Raw genomic sequence first — 15,109 nt, forward strand, 5'->3', positions numbered from 1 at the left:
TTTTCTATTAATTTTATAAAATCAAAACAAGGAGGTTATTTGCCTTCCTGTTTTAATTCATTACAAAGCTCAACAGCTTTTTTAGCTGCTTTTTCCATTGAAGTTTCAAATGGAATTCCAGCTTCTTCTAAGATTTTTTGACCTTCTTCTTCATTTGTACCAGTCAATCTAATTACAATTGTAACTGGACGTTCAGATTGCTCTAAAGCTTTTACTACACCATGAGCAACATCATCAGCTTTAGTAATACCACCTAAAACATTTAAAAATACTACTTTAACTGGTTCATAGTTTAATACAATATTTAAAGCTTGTTTGATGACTTGTTCTGATGCTCCACCACCAATATCTAAGAAAGTTGCTGGTTCTCCACCGTTAAGTTTAATCATATCCATAGCAGTCAATGTTAAACCTGCACCATTACCAATAACAGCAATATCACCATCTAATTGAACAAAATCAACAGCTTTTCTTTTATAATGTAATCTTTTAACTAAATCTTGATGTCTAAATAATGAATCATTCTCAACAACCAGTTTAGCATCACCAGCTATTAATCCAGAAGGAGTTTCAATTAAAGGATTAATCTCAGCAGTGTCACAATCATACTTTGTAAATACATTATACAATTTCCAAATTATATCTCCTAACGGAGAAATCAAATCAGAAGAAACACCCATTTTACGTGCAATTTCACGTGCTTCATAAGGTAAAAATTCAATTAAAGGGTTTGGATAATACTTAATAAGCTTTTCAGGATTTGTTTTAGCCAAATTTTCAATTTCAATTCCACCTTCCTTACTTGCTATAATAACTGGCCTTCTAGCACCTCTATCTACAGACACAGTAACAAAAAATTCATTAAGGATATCTGCTTTTTCTTCAACTAATAAATGTTTTACTGTTTCACCTTTAATCTGCATCCCTAAAACTTCATCAGCTACTTTTAATGCTTCACCAGGATTATTAGCAAATTTAATACCACCAGCTTTACCTCTTCCACCAGTTAAAACCTGTGCTTTAATAACAACAGGAATACCCATCTCTGAGGATATTGTCATTGCCTCTTCAGGAGAATAAGCAACATGTCCCTCTAAAATTGGAATTCCTTCCTTATTAAAAATTCCTTTAGCTATATTTTCAAAAAATTTCATTATAACACCTATTCCGCTAGAGCGTATCCTGCTTCAAAAGCACTGATATTTTTCTTTTCTGTTCCTTTAGGAACACTTACTTCAATGGCTTTAATAGCTGCTTGTTTAGATATTACTCCAGTAATTTTTGTAATAGCTCCAACCATAACAATGTTTGCTACAATTTTAAGTCCTATTTCATCAATAGCAGTTTTAGTAGCAGGAGCTTCATAAACTTTAATATTATGCTCTTCAATAAATTCTTTAACATCTTCAAGATCAGTTGTTCCAGGATCAACAATTAAAGTTCCATTATCTTTTAAATCCACAATATATTTAATTAAAGCCTCATTAGACATTGCAACTAAAATATCTGGATTTTGAACTTTAGGATAATCAACAGCAGTATCACTAATTACAACCTCACATTTAGAAGCTCCACCACGAGCTTCAGGACCATAGGATTGGGTTTGGACAGCTTCCTTACCATCAAAAAGACATGCAGATTTACCTAAGATAATACCTGCAAGAATAATTCCTTGACCTCCAAAACCACAAACTCTAATTTCAGTTCTCATATTATCCACCTATAACTCTGTTTCGTATGCAGAATTGATAATAGTTTTATTACCGGATTTTTCTACACTTAATTTATCAATATTTTCAGTAAATTCATTTCTTTGAGTTTTAGCAAATTCACCAACGACTATTTTTCCTTCTAATTCTTTTGGTCTCATTCTATCTGCAGCAGATTTAAATACTGTATTTGCTTTCATGACAGCAGCCATTGCAGTAGGAGTTTTAAGTTTATTTTTACGACCAAAATAAGTTGGGCATTGAGTTGCTACTTCGATAAATGAAAATCCTGGATTTTTTAATCCATCTTTAATGGAAGTCACTAAATTCTCAATTTGAACAGTAGTCCATCTTGCAGAATAAGTTGCACCAGCAGCAGCAACAAGTTCTGCTAAATTAAATGGAGTATCAAGATTACCATAAGGCGCAGTAGTTCCAAAACTGCCTTTAGGAGATGTAGGACTGATTTGACCACCAGTCATACCATAAATATTATTATTAATACAAATCACAGTTAGATTAATATTTCTTCTAGCCGCATGAATTAAATGATTACCTCCGATAGATGCAGCATCACCATCACCAGTAAAGACAACAACATCCAAATCTTTATTAGCTGTTTTTAAACCAGTTGCAAAACTTATTGCTCTTCCATGAGTTGTATGTAGAGAATCACATTTTAAGTATCCTGGAATTCTTGAAGAGCATCCAATTCCAGAAACCATCGCTATATTCTCAAAATCCATTTCTGCTTTTTCCATAGCTGCTAAAAATGCATTGATAATTGCTCCATTTCCACAACCTGGACAAAAGATATGGGGCAATCTGTCTTCTCTTAAATAAGGGAGAAATCTGTTTTGTTTACCTTCAGACATTTAGTTTCCTCCTATTTTATCAATTTCATCTAATATTTCATCAGGAGTTGGTAATACTCCTCCAATTTTACCAAACAAATGAACATTTTTATCTTTAACTACACGGTCAACTTCGTAATACATTTGACCTAAATTCATTTCTACAACAAGTACATCACTTGCATTTTTAGTTAACTCTTTAATTTGTTCATCAGGGAATGGCCATGGAGTATCTATTTTAATATAACCTACTTTCTTATCGGTCTTATTAACTGCTTCCACAACAGATCTAACAGGAGCACCATATGATACAATAACAATATCCGCATCATCACAGTTTTCACTTCTTACAGAACAAATTTTATCCATATTCATTAAAATCTTATTACAAATTCTTTTAACTAGATTTTCATGAGTTTCAGGAGTATTTGTATCAGGATACCCTCTTTCATCATGAGTAAGTCCTGTTACATGAACATTAAATCCATCACCAAATGCAGGCATAGGAGTTGTTCCATTTTCAACATTTTCAAATGGTAAATACTCATCAGTCTTTTCTGGTCTTTTTCTAGGGACAATTTCAATATTATCTGGAACAGTAATTTTTTCTCTCATGTGCCCTATAACTTCATCAGCCATGACAAATACAGGAACTCTGTATTCTTCAGCTAAATTAAAAGCTTTAATAGTGAAATCAAAGAATTCTTGAACACTTGAAGGAGATAATGCAATAGGTTCATAATCCCCATGTGAACCCCAACGAGCCTGCATCATATCCGCTTGTGCGGCCATAGTTGGCTGTGCAGTAGATGGAGATCCTCTTTGAACATTAACAAAAACAATTGGAGTTTCTGTCATGAATGCATAGCCTATATTTTCTTGCATCAATGAAATACCTGGACCTGAAGTTGCAGTCATTGATTTAGCTCCACCCCATGAAGCACCAATAATTGCTCCAGCAGAAGCAATTTCATCTTCCATCTGAACAAATGACCCCCCTACCTTAGGTAACTCACGAGATAAAGTTTCTGCAATTTCTGTAGATGGAGTAATTGGATAACCTGCAAAAAATCTACATCCTGCAGCCAATGCACCCTTAGCACATGCTTCATTTCCTTGAACAAAAAATTCCTCAGTCATTTTTAACACCTTTTCCTTTAGTGAATTTAGGATTGAAGTTAACGGTATTGCCATCTTTCATCCACCAATTTTCAGGCAAATCTACTGTTATTGCTTGGTCAGGACATGCAATTTCACAAGTACCACATTTATTACATCTTTCCTCAAATTTAACAAAAGGTAATTGTACACCTTTCTTATTAGTTTCAGAGGATATAGCATATACGTTTTCATGACACATGAATAAACAGAGATGACATCCTTTACACAAATTTTCATCAATAATAATCAATTTTTGAATCTCCTAATAATTCTATAATTAATTTATAATGTACTATATCTTTGTTAATAAACATTTAAATATTTTATGTAGAATCATGATAAATTAAAAAAAATAAAAATTTATTAGAAAAACAATACAACTAATAAACATGAAACATTTAACTACACCAATTACTGATGAAGACTTATTAAATCTTAATGTAGGAGACCAAATTACAATTTCTGGAACTATCTATACTGGTCGTGATGCTGCTCTTCCACAATTAGTTAAACTTATTGAAGAAAACAAAGTACCTTTTGATTTAAATGGAAGTGTTATAATGCATACTGCTTTTAGCGATGCAGGAATTGCACCAACAACAAGTAGCAAAGTAGAAATCGAATCAACAATACCCTGCCTAAGTGAAAATGGAGTTAAAATTCACATTGGAAAAGGAATGCTAAGTGATAAAACAACACAAAAACTCGATGAAAACAATTCTGTTTTTGCAGTAACGCCACCTGTTGCAGCATTGCTTACAACTAAAGTATTAGAAAAAAAATGTGTTTTATTTGAAAGTGAAGGAATGGAAGCTATGTTTGAACTAAAAGTAGAAAACATTCCTGCAATTGTATCAATCAAAGATGGATTAAAAATCCAGTAAAAAAAATAGTTTAAGAAGAATAAATCTATTCTTCTTCATCATTAGATTCTTCTTCTTTTTTCTCGAATTCATCAACGAAATTAACTTTGGTAATTTCTTCAATGTTATCCCAGATATCTTTAGCTATTCTGAATCTTGCAAAGGTAATGTCCATGTAAGATTTTTGATCAAATTTAGCCATTTCATCTAATTTGATGTTTGCAACACCATCAACTATGTCAATTTCAGTTTTGTCAATATCTACGTTAGGATTAGAATAATGTAACTCAATCATACTTTTAATTTTGTCTTCTTCATCATCAATGATTTCAGTTACTTCAACATCATAAATTAAATCTTTTCCTGCTAATTCATGGTTGAAATCAACTTTTACTCTTCCACCGTTTACGGTTAAGATTTTTCCAGATGCTCCTTCAGATTGAATTCTCATACCTGGGAAAGGAGTCATGCCTTGTTTTTTGAATTCTTTCATAGGCACTAATTGAACCATCTTAGGATCTCTAGGACCAAAGGCATTATCAGAATCTACTTCAACATGTTTAGTGTCGCCTTCTTCTAATCCAATAATAGCTTCTTCAATAGCAGGTAATAAATGATTTCCTCCTACAACAATAGGAATTGGTTTATAAGTTTTGTTTTCATCAAAGAGTCCTGCTTCTTGTGCAATTTCATCATAAGTAGTATCAAATACTTCATCAGTGTCTTTAATTTTACCGGTAAAATTTACTCTTACAAAATCTCCGTTATCTACAGCCATAATAAATACGCTCCTAATAATTTTGATTAAATAATTTTGTTAATAAATATAGTATTAGTATCAAGTGAAATTTTCTCTTCACACTAATTTATACAGTAGGTAATTATGTACTTTTTAGTTTATATATTATACTATTAAAAGTATTAAAATATACAAAATCCAAAATTTAATTTATAATATATACTCAACATGAAAATAAAAAAATAGATTTATGCTATCAAACATCAATTTTGAGTATGAAATCAATATTTTTTTGTATAGAGTAAATTCATTAAAAAAAAATAAGATTTGATAAAATGATAGCTACATGCTATCAAATTAAAAAAAAAAACATTTATAATTTGAATTGTTTTGGTGGTTGACCTGAAAAATCAGCAATAGTTGCATTACCTGAAATTGTAAACACTTCAAATGTTGGATTTTCAGGATTTTCATATAAAGATTTGACTAATTCATTAGAATCTATTACTTTTTGTTTTAATTCTATGCTGTCTGTAAATTCAACTTCCCCTGCAATTCTTAACCATGCAAATTCTGGTGTTGCAACAACCATTTCACAGTTTGGATTTTCATCCAATTCCTTAAACATAGGTTTTGTGTTTGCAGTACAGAGATATGGTTTTCCATCTTCTTCAAAATAGAATAAAATAGGTCTTACTTTTGCATTTCCATCTAATCCACTAGTTGCTAAATATATTAAAGAATTTTCTTTTAAAAAGTTTATAACATCACTCATTTCTATCAATCCTTTTAATTTTGTAGTTAATAGTTTATCTAAGCTTATATAAACGGTTTTTGTAACTTTAAGGTTACCTAATAACTTTTTAGTAACTAAATTCTTCGTGCCCAATAATCAAATATTTCTGAAATTTCCTCATCAAAACTAATGGTCTTATCTTTATTTACAGGTATTGCTTGTGCATAATCCTTATTGAGTCTAATTAAAGTAACATTTAGATTATTATGTGTCATCTGCTCAAATGGATATCTAATGATTGTCGGAGTATTGAAACCTACACCAAGTTCCAAAAGAACTAATTTATCATCCTCACCTATTTTTTCTAAAAATTTTGAATAATTACCATACATTTCATGCCATTTCTCATCTTCAACAAAAAAGTTATCTTTTCTAACATTGATTTCCATATTACCTCCACAAACTGGACATACTGGAACTAATTCACTTGGAATCATACAGTCATAAATATTCCCAATAGCTTCAAACACTAATTCCCTATTTGAATACAATTTATCATGACACGCATTTTCACACTGTATAAGACCGTAATCTCCCTGAGTTGCGAAAATTCTTTTATCTTCAAAGCCATTAATCCAAAACTGGTGATCAACATTAGTAGTTAGAACAAAATAATCCTTATCTTTTACTAAATCAAGTAATTGTTCATATAATTTAGTTTTTCCAACTGAATATCTATTAACATAAACATGACGTGCCCAATGACCCCATTTCTCTTCCTGTGTTTTATAAGGATAAAAAGTAGCTGAATACATATCTTGAACCCCATATTTTTCAATGAAATCCTGAAAATTTTCATCAAAACGTTTACCAGGATATTCAATCCCTGCAGCTGTAGAAAAACCTGCACCAGCACCTATAAGCACATAATCTGCATTATTAATAGTTTTAATAGCATTATCCAATCTTAAAACAAATTTATCCATTAATCCTCATCTCCAAACAATAAATTTTTGTAAATTAAATAATCATCATTTGAGAATACATCAAAAATTACTTTTTCCAATGATGTTTAATTTTCGTTTAAATATTCTTCAACAGTATTAACTGAAATTTGAGCTGCTTCTCTTTGAGGAAAATTAAAAACACCTGTTGAAATACAGCAAAATGCAATTGATTTAAGTCCATTATGACTAGCTAATTCTAGACAAGACTTATAACAACTAGCTAACTTTTCACAATCTTCCTTACTAGGACTTGTCCCATAAGGAATAGCTGGACCTACAGTGTGAATAACATACTTTGAAGGTAGATTATAAGCACTAGTAATTTTTGATCTTCCAACTTCTTCATCATGACCCTGTTTGGACATTATTTTGTTACATTCTTGTCTTAACTGTATTCCTGCTGTGGAATGAATTACATTGTCAATGCAATTGTGCAAAGGAATAAAACAACCAAGTAATTTTGAGTTAGCAGCATTTACGATTGTATCAACCTTTAATGTAGTAATATCCCCCTGCCATAATACTAGTTTACCTTTGACTTCAGTAATATCTTCAACTGAAGTTAAATCCTTGTTTAAAGTTTCATTAGTTAAGAATTCATCTTGAACCTGTAAAAATTCATCAGACACATCTAAAGGAGGTCTAATATTCATAAGTGATCTCAGTAGTGACTTTTTGCCGTCAATATCATCCGGAATATTTATTTCTTCATTATGTTCATTACTTAAATACTTAATTAAAAAATCCAATTGCTGCTCTGTATTTATCTTAATCCCTCCATAAAAATCTTCAATAATATAAATTATAATCATACATTTAAATGATTTTTGTAACTAAAAAGGAACCAAGTTACTTGAAAGTAACCTAAAGAGTAATAAAACAATATAAACAGATTATAGGATATGGAAAGTAAAAAAATTGTCTGTCCGGTTGATGTGACTCTAAATTTGATAAATAAAAAATGGAGTATACAGATTATAAGAGATATGTTCTTTGGTAAAAAACATTTCAAGGAGTTTAAAGAAGATAAACCTAAACTAAGTAATAAAGTATTGTCAAATTGCTTAAAGGACCTTGAAGAAAATGGTTTAATTGAAAAGGTAGTTTTGAATACAACACCTGTGACCACAGAATACTACCTGACAGAATATGGTAAATCAATGAACAGAATTGTCTATGAACTAGCAATGTTTACATCATATAATGAAAAAGACACCACATATTCTGATGAAGCTCGCAATGAATTAAAAAACACATTCAAAGAAGTACTCGAAATTGACTATTAATTTCTAAAATTTATAATATATTAAAATACTTTCCAAATGCTCTTTCAAAAAAATAAATATTAATTAAACCTATAACATTAGTCATGCAAAGAAAAGGGGTAGTTAATTTACCACTCCATGGAGGACACCCTCCAAAATGGTTATTCTCAAGAATGGTTGATTTATCAGGAGCTTTGGCTTCAGTTATTATTGAAGAATATAGTATAAACGAGTTTTTAAATAGAATTTCTAATCCTTACTGGTTTCAAGCATTCTCTTGTGTTTTAGGATTTGATTGGCATTCTTCAGGAACAACCACAACAACATTAGGAGCTCTAAAGGCATCACTAAGCCCAGAAGAACATGGAATATATCTAAGTGGAGGAAAAGGTGCAAAATCTAAAAAAACACCCCAAGGAATCGAACATGCTGGAGAATTATTCAATTTAAAAACAAAAACTACCGAAAAACTTGTTGAAACCAGTAAATTATCTGCTAAAATAGACAATTCATGCATCCAAGATGGATATACATTATACCAACATAATTTCTTTATTACTGAAAAAGGAGATTGGGCAGTTGTCCAACAAGGCCTAAACACCGATAGCAAATATGCTAGACGTTATCATTGGTTAGGTAGCGAAGTTGAAGAACTATTAAACAATCCCCATAGTGGCATTTCCTGCGATAAAAAAACACCAAATACACTAAATATGTCCTCAAAAGATAGTGTGGAAGCTCAAAATATAAGTGTGGATTTAATAAATGATAATCCTAATCACTTAAGACAATATTTTAAAAGAAAAGATAATCAAATGCTTTTAGAAGATTTTTCAATGCCCCAACATCACCCTATTCTTGACATGGATATTTCCGATAAAGAATTTGAAGTTTTAACAAGAGCTTATGAAATACAACCTGAAAACTATGAAGAATTGATTTTACTTCAAGGAATCGGGCCTAAAAAAATAAGAGCACTAGCATTAATATCTGACTTAGTTTATGGTGAACCTGCAAGTTGGAAAGACCCCGTAAAATACAGTTTCACACACGGAGGAAAGGACGGTTTTCCATATCCTGTTGATAGGGAAGTTTATGGCAACTCCATTCAAACAATAAGAGATGCTCTTGACCAAGCACGCATAAAAAAAGATGAAAAGTTAAAAGCCATTAAAAGACTGGATGATTTTATATCTTAACGATTTTCATTATGAATATTGACATTTTTTCCATGAGCAGTTGGAATAACTTCCAATACTGGATTTTCAAACTCCAAATCAAACTCTTTTCCATCCATCAATAAATGCTGAAATACCGCAAGTGATGATACTTCAGAATGAGGTTGAGTTGTAACAGACACATTCCAATCAGCAGCTTTATAAACACTTCCAGGAACTTTAGAACCACCCACAACGATTAAAATATCACTACCATCATCCCTTATTTCAGGAGCAACCTCATGAGCTTGTGATCCATACATAGTAAGATGGACAACCTTACCACCATCAGCTTTCCATTTTTTAATTACTCCCATGTAACTTTCAGTGTATTCTATTTCAAAATTTCCACCAAATCTTGAAGCAGTATCCCGTACATTTTCCATTAACCTAGTGTCCCTTTCACCAGCAAGATAAATCTTGCTTGCTCCAAATGCACGAGCAGTTAAACAGACATGAGTAGTAATCCGAGTATCCCTTTTTAATCTATGATCTAATCTTAAAACATTAACATTCATAATATCAGCTAATTAACTAAATTGTAAAAAATAATGATTTAATATTTCAATTTAAAAATATATAATAATTTGCTTGATTTGATGAAGTTATCACTTAAAATGCAAATTGAGGAAAATGTAGTGAGTAAAATAATTGAAAAATGGAGGTGAACCATAAGTGATAACTCATCAAAAGTACTATGAAAATCTTAATTAATAAATCAATCGCTTAAATCACCAGAATATTAATTTTAAATTGTAAAATTAAATTATATGAAATATAATGCAATTACCATAAATAACAATGCAAATAAACGTCCAACTTCATTACTCATTCCAAGAACATCACCATTAGCTAAAACAAAATTACGCTTTGCAACAGTTGCTATAATAAAACCCCCAACAATAGCTCCTAAAACACCAACAATACCAACTAAATCACCTAATAAGAATGCGATACATGCTATGAGAATTGTTGAAATTAAATAATTAACACCATTAGTCTCTTTAATAAAATAACTTCCAATTCCGGGAACTAACGGCTTTGATAAAAGTGCAGTAGTTAATAGAGAAGTTTTAGCTGCCATTTCACATATAATAATACCAACTATGAAATTATAATCCAAAAGATTATATAATCCAGCAATAGTAAGACTTGCAACTAAAAATAATGTTGCAACACCCCCTGCTCCAACAGATGAATCTTTCATTACTCCTATTTTACGCTCAGGATCACCATGAACCATTACACCATCAGCCATGTCCATTACACCATCCAAATGATTATATCCTGTAATTAGCATTAAAAAAGCATAGACAATGACTGCTGTGAAAAAACCATTTAAATGTAGAAATTCCAAAGACACATATCCACAAATAGCTGCTAATATTCCAATAAAAATATGCAAGAATGGCCAACACCAAGTTAATTTAGTCATGTATTCTATTGAAGTGTAGACATTGATTGGCAATATTGTTGAAAATGTTAAAAGCCCTAAAAGGGATCTAATAGGAGAGAATTCCTCATCATCAAAGTAACTATCATCTTCCATATTTATTCCTCAAATATTTTAGACATACACCCTGCAATTAAACCTGCAAAAATATCATCAAGCATTGGAGGTAATCCTGCAATAATTCCAGGTTTTGCTTCATCATATCTTTTGAAATTAAAAGTTGCTTTTGTTCCTGCAATTTGATTTGAAATAGCTAAACCCAATACTTCATCAGTGTATAAGTAAGCTGGATCATCACTTACATCAACTTCCCTTATGCGATTTCCAGTCAAATCTTGCTCAGTCCTCATTGCAGCAATGAGCAGTGCAATAACATTTATATCTGTCAATGATTTAAGAATTTGTACCTCCATTTTATCTTTAAGCTCTTGAGTTACTTCTACACCCTCTACAAGCTCCATACCAGCATCTACTAAATCTCCAATTAGGATTCCCTCAGCTACGAAGTAATCAAGAATTCCAAATGTTAAATCAAGATATTTAAATGCATCTTCCAAACTTATTTCAACTGCATCCTCAATTTTTATCTTCAAATCATCCCAGTCAATTTCATTATATTCGGCATTATTAATGTCCAAATCTTGACTTGGAGATACATTAGTTAAAACTGCTAAAAAATCATTAGTATTAAGTATATTTTGAATATGAAGAGGTAAACACATGTTTGCGAGTACTTTTGCCTTAATATTAGTCACTATTTTAAATATCTTAAGCAAATCTTTTGGAGAAATTACCTTATCAATATAAAGTATGTGACTTAAATTGATTCTTGCATCAATAAAACCTTTCTCTGAATTTGCCACTTTTAAATATTCGGTGAACTCTTCAATGCCAACATCATTCTCCATAAATGTAAAAACAGTTAAATCATCATATGTATTCTGAAAATATTCAAGAGAATCTACTGACTGTGCAATGTAAGCTCCTTGAGAGTGGTTAAATGCTTCGGCTTTTTTAGCAGTAGCTCTAAACTCATCTTTAGCCTTTACAATATTAACATTTTCTACAATATCAATCCCGTCACTTACTGTAAAATCACTGAATGCTAAGAAGTGATTTGGATTATTTATGCAAATCCCATAATCTTTTTTGGTAACATTAAATCCCATGAGATAATATATATTAATTATTTAATTTAAATTTATATTAATAACCTAAAAGGACATATCATTATGACAATTATTATCGACCCACAAGGAAGTGGAATTGCTGGAAATATGCTAATAGGAGCATTTGTTGATTTAGGAGCAAATGCCAATGAATTAAAAGAAATTATAGAGCAAGCAGCAGAGAGTTTTGGAAAAGTGGAAGTTACATTTGAAAAAATAAACAAAAAAGGAATCTCATCAACTTATTGTCACGTAAAAATGCTTGAAAAAAACCATTCAATCAACTATCCTGATTTTATTGAAAGAATAAATAATTTAGATTTAGATGAACGCGTTATAAAAACTTCAATTAATGTATTTGAAAGAATAGCAATTGCAGAAAGTAAAGTTCATGGAAAAACTCTAGATACTATTCATTTTCATGAAGTAGGTGCGAGTGATGCTGTGGCTGACGTGATAGGTTCCATCTATGCATATTATAGCTTGAATTTAGACAATCAAAAAATCATTGGCCTTCCAATAGCAGTTGGTGGAGGAAGAGTAAATACAGCTCATGGAATCATACCTGTTCCAGCACCAGCAGTAGTAGAAATCCTAAAAGATGCAAAAATGATTGGTGGACCAGTTTCAAGCGAACTTGCAACACCAACAGGTGCAGCAATTTATATGGAGATTTGTGATGAAATAAAAGAATTCATTCCATTAATTAAAACCAAAAATACAGGCTATGGAGCAGGAAAAAAAGACTTTGACCACCCGAATGTCTTAAGAATCATTGAAAGTTCAGATATTACAGAAAATGACATGATAGATGTTATCGAAACAAATATTGATCATTTAACTGGTGAAGAAATTGGATACTTATTTAATAAACTCCTAGAAAGCGGTGCAAGAGATGTTTCCATAACTCCAATGATTATGAAGAAAAATAGACCTGGAAACCTCCTTAAAGTAATTTCCAAAAAAGAAGATAGAGAAAATATCCTTGAAAGTATTTTTAAAGAAACTGGAAGTTTAGGCATCAGAATAACGCCCAATATACACAGAGGAATTTCAAAAAGAGAATTCAAAAAACAAACATTTAAAATCAACAATAAAAATTACGAAGTAACCTTTAAAATAGGATATTTGAATGGTGAAATAATTTCCAAAAGACCAGAATATGAAGATCTAAAAAGAATAGCTGAAGATAGTGGGCTTCCCCTTAAAAAAATAAGTGAGATGATTAGATGAAAAAAGCTATTTCAGTTATGTCTGGAGGCCTAGACTGTACAGTTGCAACAAGTATTTTTGCTAATACACATGAAATCCATGCAATAACATTCAATTATGGTCAAAAAGCAGCTGAAAAAGAAATTGAAGTATCAAAAAAAATATGTGAAAAGATGGACTGGACTCATGAAGTAATTGACCTTCCTTGGCTTGCTCAAATCAGTACTTCCAGCTTAAATACTGATGAAGAAATTCCTGAACTTACAAACGATGATTTAGATAATATTAAAAAAAGCCAAGAAAGTGCAAGTAGTGTTTGGGTTCCAGCAAGAAATACTGTTTTTACATCAATAGCATTATCCTATGCTGAAAGCATAAATGCAAGTGCAATAATTGTTGGTTGGAATGGTGAAGAAGGTGCAACATTTCCAGATAATTCAAAGGAATATATGGAGAAATTCAATGAATTAATAAAAGAAGGATCCCCAGAAAAAATTAAAATTGAAGCACCATTAATAAATTTAAACAAAGAAGAAATAATTAAAATAGGTGTTGAATGTGGTGCTCCAATAGAATTAAGTTATTCTTGTTATAAAGGAGATGAAACCCCATGTGGTGTTTGTGAAAGTTGCATGAGAAGAAAACGAGCATTTGAAAAATTGGGATTAAAAGACAATTAATTATTAATATCCTTTCTTTTTAAATTTCTACAAAATTAAATAATAAAAACAATTAAAGTTTATACCCACAATTCGTACAGAAAGCATCACCATCACCAACACGACAACTGCATTTAGGACACTTTAATTCCACTTCAAGCTTATTTCCACAAGAAAAGCAAAATTTATCATTACTACCAACAGGAGCACCACAATTTGTACAAAAGTTACTTGGAGAATTTGTACTAATTGTACTATTATTTCCAATTACTGGTCTTGAATAAAAATCCTCTTCTCTTTCAATTTCAATAATCAATTGTTCCATTGTAGCTATTCTCTTTGAATCTGCAGGATGTGTTGAAAAAAAGTCATGCTCGTTAGAGTTCTGTCTTGACATATCTCTCCAAAATGCAGGAATATGTGAAATATCATAACCTGCCCAATGGATAATCATCATACCTAATCTATCCGCTTCAAGCTCTTGATCTCTTCCCCAAGGATTCATTAAGAAAAATTGGGATCCAATGCTTGCAACATTTGTAGCTACTCTTGTTAAATCACCTAATCCTCCGAAACCCAAAAGATCCATTGCAAAGCTACCAATCCATGCTGCAGAAGTAACTGCATTTTGAGTATTTTGGGCACTAATCCGAGTTCTAGAATGATCAAGAAGTGCATGAGCCATTTCATGACCTAAAATAAATGCAATCCTTTCTTCAGTATTTGCAACTGAAAAAATCCCAGAAAACATTACAATCTTACCCCCAGGCATACAAAAAGCATTTACAGTATCATCACCAACTAAATGGACCTCCCAGTCATAATAATCCTCAACATAGTCCAATCTACCAATATTGGACAAATAATTATTTACTGCATTGATTAATCTTACAACAACATCTAAAACTAACTGACCATTAGACGTATTATCTAAAAGCTGTGATTGATTAATTACACTATAATATTCATTATAGCATTCCTCTAGAAATTTATCATCATTAAGAGTATCATAATGTTTCTTGCCAGTGAATGGATTTATTTCACTCCTATCCTCTTTTGCCATGA

Annotated in this window: 17 protein-coding genes and 1 pseudogene; 5 read left to right on the plus strand and 13 right to left on the minus strand. The window is 31.3% G+C overall.

What is annotated here, in order from left to right; all coding sequences use genetic code 11:
* Window positions 1–35: 35 nt before the first annotated feature.
* The 5 genes and pseudogenes from sucC to ACI389_RS00945 form a co-directional block, all read right to left on the minus strand.
* The gene (gene sucC / locus ACI389_RS00925) at window positions 36–1,154 is read right to left on the minus strand and encodes an ADP-forming succinate--CoA ligase subunit beta (protein ID WP_439779679.1); all 1,119 of its coding nucleotides are present in this window, start codon (window positions 1,152–1,154) and stop codon (window positions 36–38) included.
* 8 nt (window positions 1,155–1,162) lie between these two features.
* The gene (locus ACI389_RS00930; protein WP_439779680.1) at window positions 1,163–1,711 is read right to left on the minus strand and encodes a 2-oxoacid:ferredoxin oxidoreductase subunit gamma; all 549 of its coding nucleotides are present in this window, start codon (window positions 1,709–1,711) and stop codon (window positions 1,163–1,165) included.
* Between the two features lie 9 nt (window positions 1,712–1,720).
* Window positions 1,721–2,584 carry a 2-oxoacid:ferredoxin oxidoreductase subunit beta gene (locus ACI389_RS00935; protein WP_439779681.1) on the minus strand — a complete coding sequence of 288 codons (864 nt, stop codon included), beginning with the start codon at window positions 2,582–2,584 and terminating at the stop codon, window positions 1,721–1,723.
* Window positions 2,585–3,703: a 2-oxoacid:acceptor oxidoreductase subunit alpha gene (locus tag ACI389_RS00940; RefSeq protein WP_439779682.1), complete on the minus strand. Its 1,119-nt coding sequence runs from the start codon at window positions 3,701–3,703 to the stop codon at window positions 2,585–2,587.
* A 79-nt stretch (window positions 3,704–3,782) separates the two neighbouring features.
* Window positions 3,783–3,974, minus strand: a pseudogene (locus tag ACI389_RS00945) (4Fe-4S dicluster domain-containing protein); the annotation flags it as partial.
* A 139-nt stretch (window positions 3,975–4,113) separates the two neighbouring features.
* Between ACI389_RS00945 and ACI389_RS00950 the strand changes: the two are divergent.
* Window positions 4,114–4,608, plus strand: coding sequence for a fumarate hydratase C-terminal domain-containing protein (locus ACI389_RS00950; protein WP_439779683.1), 495 nt, complete (start codon window positions 4,114–4,116; stop codon window positions 4,606–4,608).
* 25 nt (window positions 4,609–4,633) lie between these two features.
* Here the strand turns inward: ACI389_RS00950 and ACI389_RS00955 are convergent, their stop codons facing one another.
* The 4 genes from ACI389_RS00955 to ACI389_RS00970 form a co-directional block, all read right to left on the minus strand.
* On the minus strand, window positions 4,634–5,365 hold the full coding sequence (locus tag ACI389_RS00955) for a peptidylprolyl isomerase (protein ID WP_439779684.1): 732 nt from the start codon (window positions 5,363–5,365) through the stop codon (window positions 4,634–4,636).
* A gap of 334 nt (window positions 5,366–5,699) precedes the next feature.
* Window positions 5,700–6,215 (minus strand): pyridoxamine 5'-phosphate oxidase family protein, encoded by a 516-nt coding sequence (locus ACI389_RS00960; protein WP_439779685.1) that lies wholly within the window; start codon window positions 6,213–6,215, stop codon window positions 5,700–5,702.
* Window positions 6,197–7,048, minus strand: a complete 852-nt coding sequence (locus tag ACI389_RS00965; RefSeq protein ID WP_439779686.1) for an SIR2 family NAD-dependent protein deacylase — start codon at window positions 7,046–7,048, stop codon at window positions 6,197–6,199. The genes ACI389_RS00960 and ACI389_RS00965 overlap by 19 nt, the downstream gene beginning before the upstream one ends.
* Before the next feature lie 86 nt (window positions 7,049–7,134).
* Window positions 7,135–7,881 carry a protein-ADP-ribose hydrolase gene (locus tag ACI389_RS00970; RefSeq protein WP_439779687.1) on the minus strand — a complete coding sequence of 249 codons (747 nt, stop codon included), beginning with the start codon at window positions 7,879–7,881 and terminating at the stop codon, window positions 7,135–7,137.
* 90 nt (window positions 7,882–7,971) lie between these two features.
* Here ACI389_RS00970 and ACI389_RS00975 point away from each other — a divergent pair, with 90 nt between their 5' ends.
* Window positions 7,972–8,355 (plus strand): winged helix-turn-helix transcriptional regulator, encoded by a 384-nt coding sequence (locus ACI389_RS00975; RefSeq protein ID WP_439779688.1) that lies wholly within the window; start codon window positions 7,972–7,974, stop codon window positions 8,353–8,355.
* A gap of 83 nt (window positions 8,356–8,438) precedes the next feature.
* On the plus strand, window positions 8,439–9,533 hold the full coding sequence (locus tag ACI389_RS00980) for a DUF763 domain-containing protein (protein WP_439779689.1): 1,095 nt from the start codon (window positions 8,439–8,441) through the stop codon (window positions 9,531–9,533).
* On the opposite strand, the gene ACI389_RS00985 is transcribed toward ACI389_RS00980, so the two are convergent.
* The 3 genes from ACI389_RS00985 to ACI389_RS00995 all read right to left on the minus strand — a co-directional run bounded on the left by ACI389_RS00985 (window position 9,530) and on the right by ACI389_RS00995 (window position 12,173).
* Complete coding sequence (locus tag ACI389_RS00985) at window positions 9,530–10,072, minus strand: tRNA (cytidine(56)-2'-O)-methyltransferase (RefSeq protein WP_439779729.1); 543 nt, start codon at window positions 10,070–10,072, stop codon at window positions 9,530–9,532. The two genes, ACI389_RS00980 and ACI389_RS00985, sit on opposite strands and share 4 nt — an antisense overlap.
* A 245-nt stretch (window positions 10,073–10,317) precedes the next feature.
* The gene (gene cobS, locus ACI389_RS00990; protein ID WP_439779690.1) at window positions 10,318–11,100 is read right to left on the minus strand and encodes an adenosylcobinamide-GDP ribazoletransferase; all 783 of its coding nucleotides are present in this window, start codon (window positions 11,098–11,100) and stop codon (window positions 10,318–10,320) included.
* Window positions 11,101–11,102: 2 nt separating this feature from the next.
* Window positions 11,103–12,173: a phosphatidylglycerophosphatase A gene (locus ACI389_RS00995; protein WP_439779691.1), complete on the minus strand. Its 1,071-nt coding sequence runs from the start codon at window positions 12,171–12,173 to the stop codon at window positions 11,103–11,105.
* Between the two features lie 63 nt (window positions 12,174–12,236).
* Between ACI389_RS00995 and larC the strand changes: the two genes are divergently transcribed.
* On the plus strand, window positions 12,237–13,406 hold the full coding sequence (gene larC / locus ACI389_RS01000) for a nickel pincer cofactor biosynthesis protein LarC (protein ID WP_439779692.1): 1,170 nt from the start codon (window positions 12,237–12,239) through the stop codon (window positions 13,404–13,406).
* Window positions 13,403–14,065, plus strand: a complete 663-nt coding sequence (gene queC, locus ACI389_RS01005) for a 7-cyano-7-deazaguanine synthase QueC (protein WP_439779693.1) — start codon at window positions 13,403–13,405, stop codon at window positions 14,063–14,065. The genes larC and queC overlap by 4 nt, the downstream gene beginning before the upstream one ends.
* A 52-nt stretch (window positions 14,066–14,117) precedes the next feature.
* On the opposite strand, the gene ACI389_RS01010 is transcribed toward queC, so the two are convergent.
* The gene (locus ACI389_RS01010) at window positions 14,118–15,107 is read right to left on the minus strand and encodes a M48 family metallopeptidase (RefSeq protein WP_439779694.1); all 990 of its coding nucleotides are present in this window, start codon (window positions 15,105–15,107) and stop codon (window positions 14,118–14,120) included.
* Between the last annotated feature and the right edge of the window lie 2 nt (window positions 15,108–15,109).

Source organism: Methanobrevibacter sp., assembly GCF_051877095.1.
In the GTDB taxonomy this organism is placed as follows: domain Archaea; phylum Methanobacteriota; class Methanobacteria; order Methanobacteriales; family Methanobacteriaceae; genus Methanocatella.

Excerpts from the sequence above, each read along its gene's own strand:
- sucC (WP_439779679.1), bottom strand. The coding sequence starts at position 1,154 with ATGAAATTTTTTGAAAATATAGCTAAAGGAATTTTTAATAAGGAAGGA.
- ACI389_RS00930 (WP_439779680.1), bottom strand. The coding sequence starts at position 1,711 with ATGAGAACTGAAATTAGAGTTTGTGGTTTTGGAGGTCAAGGAATTATT.
- ACI389_RS00935 (WP_439779681.1), bottom strand. The coding sequence starts at position 2,584 with ATGTCTGAAGGTAAACAAAACAGATTTCTCCCTTATTTAAGAGAAGAC.
- ACI389_RS00940 (WP_439779682.1), bottom strand. The coding sequence starts at position 3,703 with ATGACTGAGGAATTTTTTGTTCAAGGAAATGAAGCATGTGCTAAGGGT.
- ACI389_RS00950 (WP_439779683.1), top strand. The coding sequence starts at position 4,114 with ATGAAACATTTAACTACACCAATTACTGATGAAGACTTATTAAATCTT.
- ACI389_RS00955 (WP_439779684.1), bottom strand. The coding sequence starts at position 5,365 with ATGGCTGTAGATAACGGAGATTTTGTAAGAGTAAATTTTACCGGTAAA.
- ACI389_RS00965 (WP_439779686.1), bottom strand. The coding sequence starts at position 7,048 with ATGGATAAATTTGTTTTAAGATTGGATAATGCTATTAAAACTATTAAT.
- ACI389_RS00970 (WP_439779687.1), bottom strand. The coding sequence starts at position 7,881 with ATGATTATAATTTATATTATTGAAGATTTTTATGGAGGGATTAAGATA.
- ACI389_RS00975 (WP_439779688.1), top strand. The coding sequence starts at position 7,972 with ATGGAAAGTAAAAAAATTGTCTGTCCGGTTGATGTGACTCTAAATTTG.
- ACI389_RS00980 (WP_439779689.1), top strand. The coding sequence starts at position 8,439 with ATGCAAAGAAAAGGGGTAGTTAATTTACCACTCCATGGAGGACACCCT.
- cobS (WP_439779690.1), bottom strand. The coding sequence starts at position 11,100 with ATGGAAGATGATAGTTACTTTGATGATGAGGAATTCTCTCCTATTAGA.
- ACI389_RS00995 (WP_439779691.1), bottom strand. The coding sequence starts at position 12,173 with ATGGGATTTAATGTTACCAAAAAAGATTATGGGATTTGCATAAATAAT.
- larC (WP_439779692.1), top strand. The coding sequence starts at position 12,237 with ATGACAATTATTATCGACCCACAAGGAAGTGGAATTGCTGGAAATATG.
- queC (WP_439779693.1), top strand. The coding sequence starts at position 13,403 with ATGAAAAAAGCTATTTCAGTTATGTCTGGAGGCCTAGACTGTACAGTT.
- ACI389_RS01010 (WP_439779694.1), bottom strand. The coding sequence starts at position 15,107 with ATGGCAAAAGAGGATAGGAGTGAAATAAATCCATTCACTGGCAAGAAA.